Below are 16,469 nucleotides of genomic sequence, written 5' to 3'. Positions count from 1 at the left end.
CGTAGAGATGGGAGGTTTCGATGTGGTTCTCAAGGAGGAGAAACACTTGTTGATACCAATTCCAAATCTCAGACAAGCTCTCTTACTTGCATTTCCTTTATTAGCACTGCTTTCTTTCAACGTTGCCAGCACTCCACTCACTTGGCTTGATAAAACGTTTGTCGAAAACGCCTTTTATGATGTCGCGTTACGCCATGAATACGCTCAAGGCAACAAGCCCCTCGCCAAGTGGAAACAACCTATTAAAATATGGATCGATCACCGAGTCGGAGACGAAGAGCTTCATCAAGAACTCACCGAATTGCACATCCAGCACCTATCACAAGTCACACAACATCCGATTAAAATCGTCACTCGAGAATCGGATGCAAACGTTAAATGGGTATACACAAGGCAGAGTCAGTGGATAGCTGAAGCCAAAACTGTACTCAAACTGAAATCGACACAACATCTAAACAGCGCCATCTGTACTGCAGGCTATCGAACCAATTCCAAAGGGGAGATTGTATATGCAGGGATTGTGATCCCAGTGGATCAAGCGAGAGCAAGAGGAAAGCTGGTCGCCTGTATTGTTGAAGAGATCACACAGGTACTTGGGTTACCCAATGACTCAGACAAAGCCTACCCTTCTATATTCAATGACTACACGCCTGAAGACTTATTATCGCCACTAGATGTGGTACTGCTAAAGCTGTTGTATGAACCAGAATTGAAGGTTGGAATGACCGAAACAAAAGCAAAACCCATTGTCCGAAAGATACTGAAGAGATACAGCGAAACAGGTGTACTTCAACAAGCTTCTAAAGCAGCACAGCAGGCGCCTTTGTATCAACTGATTGGGTATTAACGAAATAATCGGGTATTGACGAAGTGATCGAGTGTTAACGGAATAACTGGTTACTAACGGATATCAGTTGAGTATTGCTTTGTTTTTTGGAAACAGTTTATAAGGGAAGAATAGAACCACAGCGTTGTCCAAGATAAGACAACGCTGGCTTACAATTTGACGAGAGAATTAGCGCTTAGCAGCCTGCTTCTTCAGTTCGAAATCGAATTCGTCAGGGAACAAGATAACGCCTTCTTCTTGCTCGTTCGGGAATACCACAACGGCAAGTTCATCGTCTTCTAGACCGTTCGTCCAGCGACTGTGCCACTTGTTCAAAGAGATAGACTCTGCTTTACATTCAGACCAATCACCCGTTGCCCACGATTCTGCGAACTCTTGGTTTGGCCATACTGGAACACAATCTTCGTCTTCGGTGTTCAACATCACACAACCGTGCTCATCGGTTAAGATCCATACTTCACGGTTTGCTACGATTTCTTTCACACAGTATTTCAGGCGTTGCTCACCCGTATACTTATTAATTTCAGCGATTTTTTTATCGTCTAGCTGTGTAGTCATCTTAATTTCCTACGTTAGTCAGTAACTTTGTTCATTTTATGCTGAGTAGCATTAACTTCAAATATTTCTGTTGAGAAGAAAGTCTACTTCAAAGAAAAACGCCTGCTAAATTAGCAGGCGTTTATAATTAAGCGACTTGGTTAAACAAGCTCGCCTTGAAGCCAAGGCCAACCTTGCTTCTTACGGCTCAATGTATTTTCCATCATCAATACACCGTCTTTCTCGAATTTAACCAGCTTATCAGCCCACTCACCTTTGTAAAGAAGACGAGTTTGAGCTGTAGTGATATCTGTCAGCATTACTGCAGCGAACGCTAGACCATCTTTCTCACAACGCGCTTCAAGATCAGCTTCTAGCGCTTCGATCATGCCGTCTACTTGCTCAAGAGTAGCAAGCTCAACTTGACCAACAACAACATCGCGACCGTTGAATGGGTAGCCTTTAAGGTCTTTTTCTACTAACTGTGCAGCAGATAGGCCTTCGATGTTTGTTTTAGCAATTAGAAGTGCTTTGATGAAAGCATCAACATCTGTTACGCCAGCGATTTCAGCAAGCTCAGCAACAGCGTCTTTGTCTTTTTGAGTACATGTTGGAGAAGCAAAACCAACCGTGTCTGAAAGAATTGCAGACATCATCAGTTTAGCGATCTGTTGAGAGATAGCGTGACCTTCAATCTTGAACATGTTGAAAAGTACAGTGTTTGTACAACCAACAGGCCAGATCCAAGCTTCCATAGGGTTAACTGTCATCACGTCACCTAGACGGTGGTGATCGACAATGCCTACGATCTCTGCTTCAGCAACATCGTCTGGTGCTTGTGCTAGATCTGAGTAGTCTACTAGCCAGATTTTCTCACCAGCAACAGAAGTACGAAGCTCTGGCTTTTCAGCACCAGCGACTTCTAGAATGTGTTGAGTTTCGCGGTTGATCTCGCCTTGGCGAATTGGTGTCGCTTCCTCGCCACGAGCTTTAAGAAGCTCCGTTGCAACTAACGCACTACAAATACTGTCACTATCAGGGTTTTTGTGACCAACAACTAAAATCATGTTTCTTCCTATTACACTAACAATTATGACTCTACCTTTAGAGCCTCTCTTTATTAGCCATACTTTACCTCATTTTTTTAGATTGGTCATGTTTCCTAGGTTTAGCCAATGGTAACAATAGATAAAAAAACAACAAATGCAATTGATAATTATTATCATTCGTATATATTTATCTTAAGCCACTAATTTTGAGTAACACCTATGGATCGACTAATCTCTTTTTTGCCAAGCAGTAGCGCTGCGAAAACAACTCAGTTTTCATTGTCTTTTAAGCGCTTGCTATTACCGATTTCACTTGCAGCATTGGTTGCAGCCCCTGCTACACGAGAGCTGACGGTAACGACCTTGTCAGATGCATTCTGGGCGGTATCTTGCTATGTCGCTTTAACGTTAGCTATTTACCACTGGTTAAGCTTGTACATCAACAAAGACAACGTCTTCAATAAGCTCGTGCATCAGTCTCGGTCTAACCAAGTGGTGTTTGCAGCGCTGATGGGGGCATTGCCTGGTTGTGGTGGTGCGATAGTGGTTACCACGCAATTTATTTCTGGGAAGCTAGGATTTGGAGCCGTTGTTGCAGTACTGGTCTCCACCATGGGTGACGCAGCCTTTTTGTTGATTGCGAGCGAACCTAAAACAGGCTTAGCCATGATGGCAATGGGCGTCATTGTCGGCACAGCGTCAGGTCGCATCATCAACCTATTTCACGCTGATGACTTTTTACGTCCGAAGCAGTCAGAGAAAAATGAAGCTGCGCGTAGCTGCTCATCACAATCTCAAGAGGAAGACAAAGAAGCCGTTTCTAAAAAAGCGATTAACCTACAGGGCTACTTATGGTCTGTACTTATTATTCCCGGTGCTGCGGTAGCTCTACTTGGCTCTTTTCAAGTCGACGTAAACGAGTTGCTTGCGTTACCTGAAATGTCGATGGAATGGACAGGCACTATCTTGCTGATCAGTTCGATGTTTCTATGGGGACTGACTCGTGAAATTGAAGATTATAAATCAGCCGTGAGTGAGGACGAAAAATGTGTAGGCTCTCACCCACTACAAAAAACGGCTCAAGATACTAACTTCGTAACAGCGTGGGTTGTGGTGGCCTTTCTTTTCTTTGAATTTGGTTCTGTGATAGCAAATGTGGATTTTGCGACGCTATTCTCAAGTTGGGGCATCATGCTCCCCCTGGCTGGCGTGTTGATGGGGTTATTACCTGGTTGTGGCCCTCAGCTATTGGTGACCAGTCTTTATCTTTCAGGTGCCCTGCCACTCTCGGCTCAAGTCGGTAACGCTATTTCGAATGATGGTGATGCGCTATTCCCTGCGATTGCTATGGCACCGAAAGCAGCGCTCGTCGCGACCTTGTACTCGAGTGTGCCCGCTTTGATTTGTGCATACGCTTATTGGTTTATGTTCGAATTGTAGCTTTACGTTCAAAGCTTAGGTTTATATTCAAGGTTTAGGCTCAACTCCATAGGTTTCTACTAGGTCGGTACTTTGTATCGGCCTTTTTGTTTCCAGTGACCTAAGCTTCTCACAAGAGATTCTTTTGACTTACCCTCTCGGCTCAATTGCTTCAGTAGTAGTACGTTATAGTGCTTCTCAAAGACGCCTCCATAAGCGTTGCGACAATGCTTAAATAGAAATTCCAACACCGTACAACAGAAAAACAAAAAGCCCCTGTAAGAATCCTTACAGGGGCTTTAATTCAAGCTTTAATCTTGGTTCTCAAGCACAAGTCTTAAGAAACTTCGATTGGGCCACCGAATGAAGTTACTGGAGGCAGTTTGCCTTGGAACTTCTCGAAGTTAACCAAACATGTGTTTGCTGACGTTGCTTGAGCAAGTTCAGACGTACCGATGTCTTGAGTTAGTGTGTTTGGATCGCCGTATGTATCTAGCGCGCCCACTTTCTCGTTGATCGGGCCGTACCAAGCACCTTCTTCGATACGAACAACACCAGGAGCATAGCTATCCATTAGAACAGCACCTGCTAGTAGTTGACCACGGTCGTTGAACACACGTACTACATCGCCGTCTTTGATGCCTTTCTTCTTAGCATCCGTTGGGTTGATGTAGATTGGCTCACGGCCTTGTACCGCGTAAGTCGCACGCCACTCTTCAGATTCACACATCTGAGAGTGAAGACGCTTGTCTGGGTGACAAGATTGTAGCCAGTACGGGTGTTTGTCAGAGCCTGGGCCACCATGTGAACGTTCAGATTTCTCGAACCACATTGGGTGTTCTTGACAGTGCTCGTAACCCATGTTACCAACAGTACGGCTTGTGATTTCGATGAAACCAGAAGGCGTGCCTAGTGCGTTGATCTCTGGATCTTCACGGAATGAAGCGTGACGAGTCCATGGCTTACCTTTACCGAAGTCTAGGAAACCTTTCTCCCAGAACTCAGCAAACTCAGGCATTTCAATCGTGCCTTCATTCGAAGCGCGGCAATCGTCATATAGAGATTTAACCCACTGCATTTCGTCCATACCACGCGTGTAATCGTCGTAGCGACCCCAACGCTTAGTCAGGCTAGACATGATCTCGAAGTCAGTCTTAGACTGGAACAAAGGATCCACTAGCTTGTGCATTGCGATCAAACCACGACCAGAGTACGCACCGTAACCATCGATATCGTTACGTTCCCACTGAGTACAAGCTGGAAGAACAATATCAGAGTGACGACAAGTTGCAGTCCACGCGAAATCAACAGCAACTACAGTTTGTAGGCTCTTGAATGCTTTACGCATCTTGTTGCGATCTTGGTGGTGGTGCCACGGGTTGTTACCACTGAATACCATCATCTTGATATCTGGCAGCGTCACAGTAGAACCGTTCGCTTTGATCTTCTTACCAGGTTCAAGCAGGCTATCTACCCAACGAGCAACTGGAATTACACGGCTGTAACCGTTGTAATCTGTATTGGTGTACTTAGGTGATTGACCTTGGTCGATATTCAGCGGGAAAGAACCCGGAGCAGCGAAGCCAGTCGAAGATACACCGATACCTGAGTAGTGGTGACCGTAAGAGATACCGCCGCCAGGTAGACCAATTTGGCCAACCATTGCTGCGATAACTGCACACATCCAGTAAGGCTGCTCACCGTGTTGTTGACGTTGAATACTCCAACCAACAAGAATCTGTGTACGGCCATTAACCAACATCTTAGCGAAATCACGGATAGAGTCCGCGCTTGCGCCACAGATAGCTGAAGCCCATTCTGGCGTCTTCTCAACTTTGTCTTTCGTTTCACCTTGAACGTACTTGATGAAATCTTCAAAACCTAGACAGTAAGTTTCGATGAACTTCTTGTCGTATAGGCCTTCGTTGTAAAGAACATGAGCAACGCCCAACATGAACGCCACATCAGTTTGTGGGTTGATGTACATCTGCTCGTTTTCTAAGTAACGACCTGTTTTGTTCTTCACAGGGTCAACAGAAACAACGTTGATCTCTTTCTTAGCAACTTTTTCTTTCAGCTGTTCTAGGTATGCGAATGATTCGTGAGTCTCACACGTCCAACCTACTTGCAGGTTCTTAACTGGATCGTTACCCCAAAGAACAATGTTGTCACTGTTTTCTAGGATAAGTTCCCAAGATGTACCTTGAGCATATACTTCAGTAGAACCTAGCACGTAAGGCATGATCGTTTGACCAGCACCTGTCGAGTAGTCACCGATTTTCTTCACAGAGTAACCGTGAAGTGCCATTGCACGTTGCATGTGGTTAGTACAGCTGTGGAACTGACCCGTTTGTCTCCAACCAGTTTGACCTGTGTGAAGCGCCCATGGACCGTAATCTTTCTGTACGCGTTCTAGTTCGCGGTAAACAAGGTCTAGTGCCTCATCCCAAGTCACACGAATAAAGCGGTTGTTACCACGCGTGTCTGCGCTGTATTTATGCTTCTTCAACCAATCTAAGCGAACCATAGGGTAACGCACACGTGATGGGCTGTAGATAATACCTTTAATACCTTTCAACATCTCAGTTGGGTGTTGATCGATTTCTAGAGGTTTAATTTCTTGCACTTTACCCGCGTAAACGCGAGCTCGGAATGCACCCCAGTGAGAACCAGAGACTTTCCACGCGCCGTCTGTTTCTGCAGCAGACGCTGATGCCGACGCCAATAAGCTTGGACCGATAACCGATGCCGCACTTGTAGTAGCGACACCTTTCAGAAAACTTCTTCTTGTAATTGCCATTGTGTTACTCCAATTGACGTCTTATTAGTGATGGCCTTCAGAAAAATCTGATGAGTGCTTCTGTAGATACTTAAGAACAAGTGCTTCTGTATCTGTATCGAAGTTAACAAACGCAATCATACCATCTAGCATGCCTACCCAACCGTTAGCGCTGAAGTGAGCTTCATCTGGCTGTGAGTGACACGTTGAACAGTTAGATTGGTACGCTTGACCCGCTGCGTTCCAGATTGGATCGAAGTTATCAACCATAGACTCTTTCTTCATCCAAAGTGCTAGGTTAACTTCTTCCCATGGAAGGCCAGTAAGCTCATCTTCTTTCTTCTCACCAACAGTGATCACGTCACTTTGAGATACTTCTTTCGTCAAGATTGCAGTTGAGATGTTCATACCGAAGTCTTCTTGGATTACACGTCCGAAGCCTTTCGCTTTACGCCAACCGTCGATTTGAATCTTGATCATGTCGCCTTTTTCGTCGATAACCGCAACTTTACTTGCAGGGCTTAATAGACCCGCTTCAACTGTTGCTGTTTCATCTGTGTACATTGGAAGATGACGAATAGAGATCACGTCAGAACCATTTGCATAAGATGTGCTGCTTGCTACGTTTTCTAGCTCGCCAACAATACCGCTCGCTGATGCCATATCTAATGGAAGGTTGTGAGCAATACCTTTGTGACAGTCAACACAGCTTTGATCACGCTCTGCCGCGTTCTTCATCTGGATACGCGCTGTTGGGCGCATGTTTTCGAAATCCATTGAATCGTAGTTGTGGCAGTTCTTACACTCTAGAGATTTGTTCGAAGAGAAACGATCCCATTCGTGTTTAGCCAGTTCGATACGACGAGCTTCGAATTTCTCAGGTGTGTCTAGGTCACCAAATACTTGAGCGAATACTTCTTTAGATGCTTGCATCTTACGAGCAATTTTTGCTGTCCATTCATGTGGAACGTGACAGTCAGGACAAGTTGCGCGTACACCAGATGTATTTTTCCAGTGAACCGTTTCTTGTAGTTCTACGTAAACATTGTCACGCATGGTGTGGCAGCTTACACAGAACTCTTCTGTATTCGTGTGTTCTAACGCAGTATTAAAACCACCCCAGAAAATAACACCGGCGATAAAGCCACCCATGGTTAGTACACCAAGACTGATGTGTACTGCTGGGCGAGTCATTGTGCGCCATAATTTAACTAAAAATGATTTCATGTTTAGCTCTCTTAAAAATTAGTTCTAATAAAAATGTGATAGCAAGAGGGCATTACATGCCGCCGTGTGCACCTGGAGGACCTAATACAAACACTTGCAGTGCCCAAACTAGAAAGCCGTAGCCTCCTACAAAAGCCACACTTAATATTGGAAAGAGAACCACTGCAATGAAGAGGAATGACTTCCACTCCAACGAGCGTTTTTCGCCAGTTTCAATTTTCTTAACATCACTCATACATTTTGCCTATTTTGTATTTAGTAATTTCGAGTAACCCATTCTAAGGGGCTAAAGTTCTTGAGTATCTAACGATGAATTTTAGACCATACACAAAGTAGGGTTCAATCAAATCTCCCGTTATAACCCTTGCTAATCAATACTTTTTTGAGCTCATCCAAAGTTGTTTTTAGTTAAACAAAGTTATTAAAAAGTATTAACAAATGTGAAGAATTAAGTATATTTCACAAATGTTAAAAACCAACATTTGCGCAACCACATTGTAACTAATTTTAACGTTTTACCTACTAAGTAGTAGCCAAAAAACCCTCAAATAACCATTATTTTGTACTTTGAATGTTAAATAATTGAGCCTTTTTTGAGTTCGACAGGTATGACGCTGAAATGCATCATTTGGCACTTTCAGATATGATGGAGACCTACTTAAAAGGAAGCATTATGCAAGACGTTATTGATATATCTTGGTGGCAATTGCTGTTATTTAGCTCACTTCTCATACTGCCCATCGCCATTAACCACAAACTAAAACTCGGCCTAGGTAAAGAGGCCTCTATTAGTATTTCTCGTATGGTGGTACAGCTATTCTTGGTCGGTCTTTATCTCGAATACCTTTTTACTTTGAATAGTTTATGGATCAATCTATTGTGGTTATTCGCTATGATTGTGGTGGGTGCAAGTTCGATTGTTGAAAAATCAAAGCTCCCGAAACAACTACTATTAGCACCTGTAGCGTTCAGCCTTGCGGTTACCTGTGTACCCATCGTCTTATTTATTTGTTTCTTTATTATCAAGCCGACCCCACTCTTCAACGCACAGTACTTAATCCCTATTGCGGGGATGCTGTTGGGTAATAGCTTGAGCAGCAATATAGTGGCTCTACAGAACTTGTTCGGTGCTTTTGAAACCCAGAAGTCAGAGTACGAAGCGGCGATCGCTTTAGGCGCTTCTCCAACCTACGCAGCAGCACCTTTTGTACGTAATGCGATACAGAAGGCGATGTCTCCTATTATGGCTTCTATGGCGACCACCGGCTTAGTCACACTTCCAGGGATGATGACAGGTCAAATTCTAGGGGGAGCTTCACCAATGATTGCGATTAAGTATCAACTGATGATCATGTTGGCTATTTTCGTGATGATGAGTAGTTCATTGGCGCTCGCACTTCACCTTTCTTTAAAGACATCTCTGACGAAAGAAGGTCGAGTCCTCGCCCGAATTAAGCCCACAGACTAACCTCTTTCTTCCTTTACGATCTGGTTACACACTGACTTTGAGACAGGTTATCCACAGAAACTGTGGATAACCAAAACAGTATTGATCCTTTTTTAGTCACTTTGACTCGACCAAGGATCATTTACATTGATCCTTACTTAATTTCAAAGGCCTATGTTGCCCTACTCGATCCTGCTATTGAGTGTTTTAATGATTATTTAAAAGAGAAACTAAAAGGTTTTCCACAATAAAAAACGGCCTGCAATGCAGACCGTCTTTTAATCGTAATCATTCAAATCGATACGATGACCGAATCATGGTTAATCTCGTAGATAAATCAACCAATACCACATGCCGACAAAGATACCGCCGCCAATGATGTTGCCTAAAGTCACAGGCAATAGGTTGTTGGTTAAGAAATCCATCATGTTTAGGTCAATATAGTCGGCAGGGTTAGCACCTGTCATTGTCCAAAACTCAGCAGGAGCAAATGTTTTAATGCCGATAGCGAGTGGTACTTGGAACATGTTCGCAATACAGTGCTCAAAACCCGACGATACAAACATCGCTACAGGTAAAATCATAACCGTAATTTTATCCGTTAAGGTACGCCCACTGAATGTCATCCACACCGCAATACACACCAACACGTTACACATGATGCCAAGCGCAATCGCTTGAATAAAGTCATGATGCATTTTGTGCTGAGAGATAGCCATAGCATTGAGCCCGACTTGGCCATTGTCAAACATGTATTGTTTAGTCGCGAGCATACATGCAACTAGCAATAAAGCGCCAATAAGGTTGCCCACATAAACCGTCGCCCAGTTTTTAAACAAGGTCACCCAAGTGATCTTGCCGCTCGCTCTCGCCACTAACGTTAAAACAGAGCTGGTAAACAACTCGCCGCCAGTAACCACCACAAGGATCAAGCCTAAGCTAAATGCCAAACCACCGAGTACGCGAGTAATGCCCCACGGTAAATCACCAGCACCTGTCGTCACGATGGTGTAAAACACAAACGCAATGCCGATATGTATGCCCGCTGAAATAGCGAGAAGAAAGGATTTGATTGGATCTTTTGTTGCTTTACCTACGCCAATATCTGCAGCGCGCTCAGCCATTTGTGGCGGTAATAATGAGTCAAATTGGTTTAGATTCATAATTTACATTTTGAAACATGTCGTTGGGGAGCGCGATAATCCTCTCTTTCATTTCTGAATTCAAGAGCTATTTCGCGCTCAAATAACCTTCAACAATCGAGAAAACACCAAACCTATAATGATATTGAAAATTCATACGACTTTAGTAGTAAAAACAAAACCCTGATGAATGAAAACTTATCAACAATAAAAACAACACATCTATAAATATCAACAAGTTACGTTAAATCAAAAGGAATAGCGTACACTATCCAGGTCCTTTCATCTCTAGATTTTGATATAGATCAACAGAACGTAAAAAAGCGCCCTGAGGCGCTTTTAAGTCAATCACAAATAACGGAATTAGTTATGCTAAACCGAAGGTTCAATCACTTGTTCTGATGATTGCTCTAAAGCGGCATCTTCAAGGTTGGACTCAACGTTAGTCGGTGTCACGTCGGAGTGACTTTCGGTGGCAACTTTACCACCTAAGCTTTTCAAACTGTCCACCAGCTCTTCCAAGCTTTTTATGTGTGCATCACTCTTAGTAACCTGCTCATCCAAAAACTCGTTATGTTTGTTTGTCTCAGCAAGCTGTTGGGCTTGTTTCTGATTTTCGAGTTCTAAATCGGCAAGTTGTTCTGAAAGTGCTTCAACCTCAGACTTCAGTTGCGTGGTCATATCAGAGCTTTTAAGCGCTTTAATACTCTCGACGATTTTCTGAGCTTGAAGGCGCAACACCACATCACGGTAGTCTTGATCATTCAGGATCTGAGAAATACTCAGGAACTGGTTCTCAGCATTCAATACCGATTGCTCAAATCGGTCACCCTTGACGTTAGCAAGCAACTTAACTTCATGTGCAACACTTCTCACGTGATTCAGTTCGAATTCAGCGGCTTTAACGGCGTCTTCGATAATTGATTTCTCACGAGGACTCGCCTTAACTTGATTTTCCGCCAATGCGATTTGAGAACTTGCTTTAGCAAAGGTAAGCGGCACTACATCATCAAAGTCTTCATCTTCTAAGAACTCTAATTCGTTCTTTAAAGGTTCAATGTATTTCTTATGGGCGACTTTGACTTCTAATGAGCGAGCGTGGTTAAGAAACTCAACCTGTGCTTCCTGAGCATCTTCAAGCTCATCAACCAATACGTATTCAAACAACTCACTGTATTCAGCGTAAAGCCTCTTATAGCTCGACGCGAACATCGTATCGGCACCCAGATATTTCAGATAATCCATCTGAACGATCGAATCCGCTAGTACTCTATCGGCCTTTTTCTTTAACACTAGAATCGAATCATAGTTTGATTTAACCAAAGCGATTTTTTCATCAAAAGCTTCAGCGTACGTTAGGCTCGAAAAAATTGAATAGCTTTTCGTTAGACGAGTTTCGTCTTTCAGTAAATCGGCATAAATGCTTTCAGCATCATCCCAAGCATCTAGTAGTTCATTGTAATTTTCTGGCGCATAAAGAGACAATTGAACATGGCTTTCAAGCTTACTTTCCCATTCGAGATGAACACTTTGCACAGAATCAAACGTGCGGGCATTTGATGAAGACTCACTGCCATTCGTGCTTTGGTTCGCTTCTGTCTGTTCAGAGGGAGTGCTCTGACACCCTGCAATTGCAAATAGCATACTGATCATTAATGCTACTTTGTTGGCTCTCACTGATGCATTTCCTTTTTTAAACAATATTTGCTCGATGCATTATATTTCTAGTCTCACAATATATTACAACCACTTAGCAATAAACATCATTCATTAATGAAGCGTGTGAAATTCGCCCAATTAAACAAAAAACAACCGCTCATGCGCTGATTAATCATTCAATTTGGTATCACTTATCAATTCTCTTTATTTGCTATTGCCTGAGTTGTGAATGCGCACTAAGGTGAAGGTAGAGAACGTTATGAATATATAGGTTAATTATGAAGTACAACGCTGAAAACATTGCTGATTTAAACCTCCTTCTTCAATTTGATGTAAGTAGCGCAGCTACTGGAATTAAAGTTCATCAAGAGGCAGCTCAAGAAACTCAAGACGCTGTTAAGCGCCTATTCGAAAAGAACCTTTGTACTCAGCCAGACGGCGGTTACCTAACAGATGAAGGTATACAGATGGCAGAGCGCGCAGACAAACTACTTCGCGTACTAAACTAAAGCTCCATTGTTCTAGTAAAAACTCCACTCGCCTCGGCCGTGGAGTTTTTTCATTTTTGGGCAAAGGTTTGTTAGGCTTATTGTAAATTCGTCATTTGCAGTTGTGAGGAACACATGGCTTCTATATTTATTGTTGGTGCAGGCTGGGTTGGAGCGCCCTTATCGGAACATCTCGTCAAACATGATAACCAAGTCGTCGTGACGAAGACTACCCAAGAAGGCGCTGACGCTATTGGCAACGAACGCATTCCTTGTGAAGTATTCAGTTTTGATGCAATACAACCTGAACGCTCTATTGGCCAACTCTACTCACTCCTATTGGAAAACAATACTGAGATAGTGATTGGTAGCTTTCCTCCCGGCTTTAGAAAAGGCGCTGGTGTCGAGTACGCCGACTATTGGCAACAACTGACCAGTGCTTGCCAGAAGGCTAACGTGAAAAAGCTCATTATGGTCAGTTCGACGACCGTATACCCAACCAAGCCCGGATTCTGTACGAGCAAGACGCCTCACTCACTCTTTCTACCTCAGAAAACGAGCAAGCATCCGCATTTTCGGACAATGCACGCGTGATGCTGAAGGCTGAACAACTGGTGATGGATTCCGGCATCGATTACACCATTCTTCGTTTCAGTGGGTTAATCGGCCCTAGACGTCACCCATCTCGATTCGCAAGCAAGCTAAAGCAGGTCAGCTCTCAAGCACCAGCCAACATGCTTCACCTTGATGATGCGATTGGTGCGGTCGATTTCGCCATCAATCAACTGCACAATGAAGTCGTAAATGTCACCACACCAAATACAGTAAGCAAGGCGGAGTTCTACGCAGCAGCATTAAAAAGCGCCAATAGCAGCGAGCCACTCCCTCCTATTGTCGACACGCCAGACAAGCTGATCTCTTCTAAAAAGATCCTCGGTTTAGGTTACTCGTTTAAATTCGATTCCACATTGGACGCTCTTTATGACTAAGCAATCCATAGCTAACCAACCCATAGTTAAGCAACCTGTAACAAAGAACTCAAAGGGTAAGCTATATCACTCGATCGACACCCTTTGGAACTTCATGTCGATGGGTCATGACATCACGCCTTCAGATTGTATATTTGTGTTGTGCAGTAACGATACTCGCGTTGCTGAATACGCTGCCGAGCTCTATCACCAAGGTGTGGCGCCTTACATTGTATTTTCTGGCGGTGTGGGACGCTTTACAGAAGGGAGTTTTGAACGCTCAGAAGCTGAAACATTCGCGGCTATCGCACGAGACGCTGGCGTGCCTGACTCTGACATTATCATTGAGAAGCACGCAACCAATACTGGAGAGAACGTACGATTCACCTACAAATTGCTGACTGAGCGTGGGCTATCCCCGAAACGATTGACCTTAGTACAGAAACCCTTTATGGAGAAACGCACTTACGCCACGTTTGCTAAACAGTGGCCTGACGAAGTTACCGAGATTCAAGTCACTTCACAATGGCAAGACTGGGTAGATTACTTTAATGAAGAGTTACCACTAGACATGGTGTTAGGTGCTCTCATTGCTGATTTCGAACGAATCAAGTCTTATCCAGCGCAAGGATTTCAGATTGAGATGCCGATTCCTGATGACGTTGATCATGCCTACCAAGCATTGAAGAAGCTGGGTTTCGAATAAGGCCTTAATTAACGTAATAGTCCTTTCAGAAAACAAAAACGGTGGCACTTGGCCACCGTTTCTTGTTCTTAGCTATTACTTGAGCTTGTTGATTTCAGCTTTGTTCGCTCAAGAAAAATCAACCAAAGAGCCGTTTATTTACCTAACGCTTCTTTGTAATGCAAACGGCAAGCTGAAACGTATTGGTCATTACCACCAATAGCCACTTGGTCACCTTCAGCAATCGCAACACCGTGCTCATCAGTACGAATCACCATATTCGCTTTACGACCACAGTGACAAATCGTTTTTAGCTCAACCAGTTTGTCAGCCCAAGATAATAAGTAGCGACTACCTTCAAACAGTTCACCCAAGAAGTCAGTACGCAAACCGTAACAAAGTACAGGGATGTGCAGCTTATCCACCACTTCTGTTAGTTGGTAAACCTGCTCTTTCGACAAGAACTGACACTCATCGATCAAAACACAATGACGCTTTTCTTCTTCATTGAGTTTTTGTATCGCGTCAAACATATTGGTGTCGTTTTTAAACAGTTGAGCTTCAGATTGAAGACCAATTCGCGAGCTCACTTTACCGATACCATAGCGATCATCTAGCGCTGCAGTAAAGATCACTGGCGTCATGCCACGCTCTTGGTAGTTAAATGAAGATTGAAGAAGCGTTGTCGATTTACCCGCATTCATTGCCGAGTAATAAAAATACATCTGAGCCACAGAAATATTCCTGTTAATTAAAAGTTGAAGATAAAAGCAAAGGTGAAATTAAAGAATTTTTGCTAGAAAAAAGGGCTGAAAATCAGCCCTTTTTATAAGATTTACTTACGACGCCAAGTCGTGCCTTCTGGGCCATCTTCCAGAACAATGCCCAACTCGTTTAGCTTATCACGTGCAAGGTCGGCGTTAGCCCAATCCTTCGAAGCGCGAGAGTCATTACGTAGCTTAATTAGGCCTTCGATTTCTGCGACTTCGTCATCATTACCCGCAGCATCACCTTTAAGGAAAGCTTCTGGGTCTTGATGAAGAATACCGATGATGTCAGCAAGTTCACGCATCAATGCACCTAGAGCACTTGCTTTTTCAATGCTTTCAGTCTTAATGCGGTTGATTTCACGAGCCATTTCAAACAGCACAGAATAAGCTTCAGGTGTGTTGAAATCATCGTTCATTGCCGTAGAGAAACGAGTGACATACTCTTGACCACCAGCAGGAGCTGCGGTTAGGTCTAGGCCACGAAGTGATGTGTATAAACGTTCAAGCGATGCACGTGCTTGGTTTAGGTTATCTTCGCTGTAGTTCAGCTGGCTACGGTAGTGACCAGACATTAGGAAGTAACGTACTGTTTCTGCATCGTAATGCTGAAGCACGTCGCGGATAGTGAAGAAGTTACCCAGTGACTTAGACATTTTTTCTCTGTCTACCATCACCATGCCGCTGTGCATCCAAGTATTCACATATTGGGTGCCGTGTGCGCAGCAAGATTGTGCAATTTCGTTCTCATGGTGCGGGAACTGTAGATCTGAACCACCACCGTGGATATCGAAATGGTTACCAAGGATAGACGAGTTCATTGCTGAACATTCAATGTGCCAACCTGGACGACCTGGACCCCATGGAGATTCCCACGTAGGTTCACCTGGCTTAGACATCTTCCAAAGAACGAAATCTAACGGGCTGCGTTTTGCAGAATCAATATCAACACGAGCACCAGCTTGAAGCTGATCAAGGTCTTGCTTAGAAAGCTTACCGTATTCGTCGAACTTCTTAACTTCAAACATCACGTCGCCATTGCTTGCAACATAAGCAAAACCACGGTCAATCAGCTTTTGAACCAGTTCAATGATTTCAGTGATGAATTCCGTTGCGCGAGGCTCAACATCTGGACGCTTCATGTTCAACGCATCGAAGTCTGCGTGCATTTCACCGATCAAACGCTCAGTCAGAGAATCACAAGATTCGCCGTTTTCGTTAGCACGCTTGATGATTTTGTCATCGATATCTGTGATGTTACGAACGAAGTTCAAATCGTAACCAAGGTAACGAAGGTAACGAGTTACTACGTCGAAAGAAACGAACGTACGGCCATGACCAATGTGACAGAGATCGTAAATGGTTACCCCACAGACATACATGCCGACTTTGCCAGCTGTAATTGGTTTGAATTCCTCTTTCTGTCTTGTGAGTGTGTTATAAATTTTTAGCATG

14 protein-coding genes and 1 pseudogene are annotated in these 16,469 nt (G+C 43.7%); 6 read left to right on the top strand and 9 right to left on the bottom strand.

Translation table 11 applies throughout. From position 1 onward, the window contains the following. Nucleotides 1-7: 7 nt before the first annotated feature. The gene (locus AC3CKG_RS05530; protein WP_488528944.1) at nucleotides 8-847 is read left to right on the top strand and encodes a DUF2927 domain-containing protein; all 840 of its coding nucleotides are present in this window, start codon (nucleotides 8-10) and stop codon (nucleotides 845-847) included. 168 nt (nucleotides 848-1,015) lie between these two features. Here AC3CKG_RS05530 and AC3CKG_RS05525 read toward each other — a convergent pair whose 3' ends face one another. Both AC3CKG_RS05525 and AC3CKG_RS05520 read right to left on the bottom strand, forming a co-directional pair. Beyond that, nucleotides 1,016-1,405: a DUF2750 domain-containing protein gene (locus tag AC3CKG_RS05525; protein WP_004734596.1), complete on the bottom strand. Its 390-nt coding sequence runs from the start codon at nucleotides 1,403-1,405 to the stop codon at nucleotides 1,016-1,018. Nucleotides 1,406-1,545: 140 nt separating this feature from the next. Beyond that, nucleotides 1,546-2,451 (bottom strand): manganese-dependent inorganic pyrophosphatase, encoded by a 906-nt coding sequence (locus AC3CKG_RS05520; RefSeq protein ID WP_017104082.1) that lies wholly within the window; start codon nucleotides 2,449-2,451, stop codon nucleotides 1,546-1,548. 201 nt (nucleotides 2,452-2,652) lie between these two features. Here AC3CKG_RS05520 and AC3CKG_RS05515 point away from each other — a divergent pair, with 201 nt between their 5' ends. After that, a complete protein-coding gene (locus AC3CKG_RS05515; RefSeq protein WP_488528943.1) occupies nucleotides 2,653-3,873 on the top strand; it encodes a putative manganese transporter in 1,221 nt (406 codons plus the stop codon). A gap of 316 nt (nucleotides 3,874-4,189) precedes the next feature. Here the strand turns inward: AC3CKG_RS05515 and torA are convergent, their stop codons facing one another. Genes torA through torE form a run of 3 tightly spaced genes read right to left on the bottom strand, consistent with a single transcriptional unit; the run spans nucleotide 4,190 to nucleotide 8,093 of the window. Continuing rightward, the gene (gene torA, locus AC3CKG_RS05510; RefSeq protein WP_076671385.1) at nucleotides 4,190-6,652 is read right to left on the bottom strand and encodes a trimethylamine-N-oxide reductase TorA; all 2,463 of its coding nucleotides are present in this window, start codon (nucleotides 6,650-6,652) and stop codon (nucleotides 4,190-4,192) included. Between the two features lie 24 nt (nucleotides 6,653-6,676). After that, entirely contained in the window at nucleotides 6,677-7,858 is a 1,182-nt protein-coding gene (torC, locus tag AC3CKG_RS05505; protein WP_004734592.1) for a pentaheme c-type cytochrome TorC, read from the bottom strand. A gap of 52 nt (nucleotides 7,859-7,910) precedes the next feature. Then, on the bottom strand, nucleotides 7,911-8,093 hold the full coding sequence (gene torE / locus AC3CKG_RS05500) for a trimethylamine N-oxide reductase system protein TorE (RefSeq protein WP_017093170.1): 183 nt from the start codon (nucleotides 8,091-8,093) through the stop codon (nucleotides 7,911-7,913). 438 nt (nucleotides 8,094-8,531) lie between these two features. Between torE and AC3CKG_RS05495 the strand changes: the two genes are divergently transcribed. Beyond that, complete coding sequence (locus AC3CKG_RS05495; protein ID WP_017108401.1) at nucleotides 8,532-9,326, top strand: ABC transporter permease; 795 nt, start codon at nucleotides 8,532-8,534, stop codon at nucleotides 9,324-9,326. Nucleotides 9,327-9,625: 299 nt separating this feature from the next. On the opposite strand, the gene focA is transcribed toward AC3CKG_RS05495, so the two are convergent. Both focA and AC3CKG_RS05485 read right to left on the bottom strand, forming a co-directional pair. Then, a complete protein-coding gene (gene focA / locus AC3CKG_RS05490; RefSeq protein WP_017108402.1) occupies nucleotides 9,626-10,468 on the bottom strand; it encodes a formate transporter FocA in 843 nt (280 codons plus the stop codon). Nucleotides 10,469-10,819: 351 nt separating this feature from the next. Next, entirely contained in the window at nucleotides 10,820-12,124 is a 1,305-nt protein-coding gene (locus AC3CKG_RS05485; RefSeq protein WP_488528942.1) for an ATPase, read from the bottom strand. A 260-nt stretch (nucleotides 12,125-12,384) separates the two neighbouring features. Here AC3CKG_RS05485 and AC3CKG_RS05480 point away from each other — a divergent pair, with 260 nt between their 5' ends. From AC3CKG_RS05480 to AC3CKG_RS05470, 3 genes and pseudogenes are all read left to right on the top strand, one after another. Next, on the top strand, nucleotides 12,385-12,615 hold the full coding sequence (locus AC3CKG_RS05480) for a TIGR02647 family protein (protein ID WP_004734587.1): 231 nt from the start codon (nucleotides 12,385-12,387) through the stop codon (nucleotides 12,613-12,615). Nucleotides 12,616-12,729: 114 nt separating this feature from the next. Continuing rightward, a pseudogene (locus tag AC3CKG_RS05475) lies at nucleotides 12,730-13,583 on the top strand (NAD(P)H-binding protein). Further along, nucleotides 13,576-14,268, top strand: a complete 693-nt coding sequence (locus tag AC3CKG_RS05470; protein ID WP_488528941.1) for a YdcF family protein — start codon at nucleotides 13,576-13,578, stop codon at nucleotides 14,266-14,268. The pseudogene AC3CKG_RS05475 and the gene AC3CKG_RS05470 overlap by 8 nt, the downstream one beginning before the upstream one ends. A 134-nt stretch (nucleotides 14,269-14,402) precedes the next feature. Here AC3CKG_RS05470 and AC3CKG_RS05465 read toward each other — a convergent pair whose 3' ends face one another. Both AC3CKG_RS05465 and cysS read right to left on the bottom strand, forming a co-directional pair. Then, a complete protein-coding gene (locus AC3CKG_RS05465) occupies nucleotides 14,403-14,981 on the bottom strand; it encodes a thymidine kinase (protein WP_004734584.1) in 579 nt (192 codons plus the stop codon). 101 nt (nucleotides 14,982-15,082) lie between these two features. Beyond that, a complete protein-coding gene (gene cysS, locus AC3CKG_RS05460) occupies nucleotides 15,083-16,468 on the bottom strand; it encodes a cysteine--tRNA ligase (protein ID WP_017109911.1) in 1,386 nt (461 codons plus the stop codon). Nucleotide 16,469 lies beyond the last annotated feature (1 nt).

It is taken from the genome of Vibrio sp. QJM3NY_15, assembly GCF_057785995.1.
The sequence above is the reverse complement of the archived record's forward strand: the minus strand, read 5'-3'. Positions and strand labels throughout refer to the sequence as shown.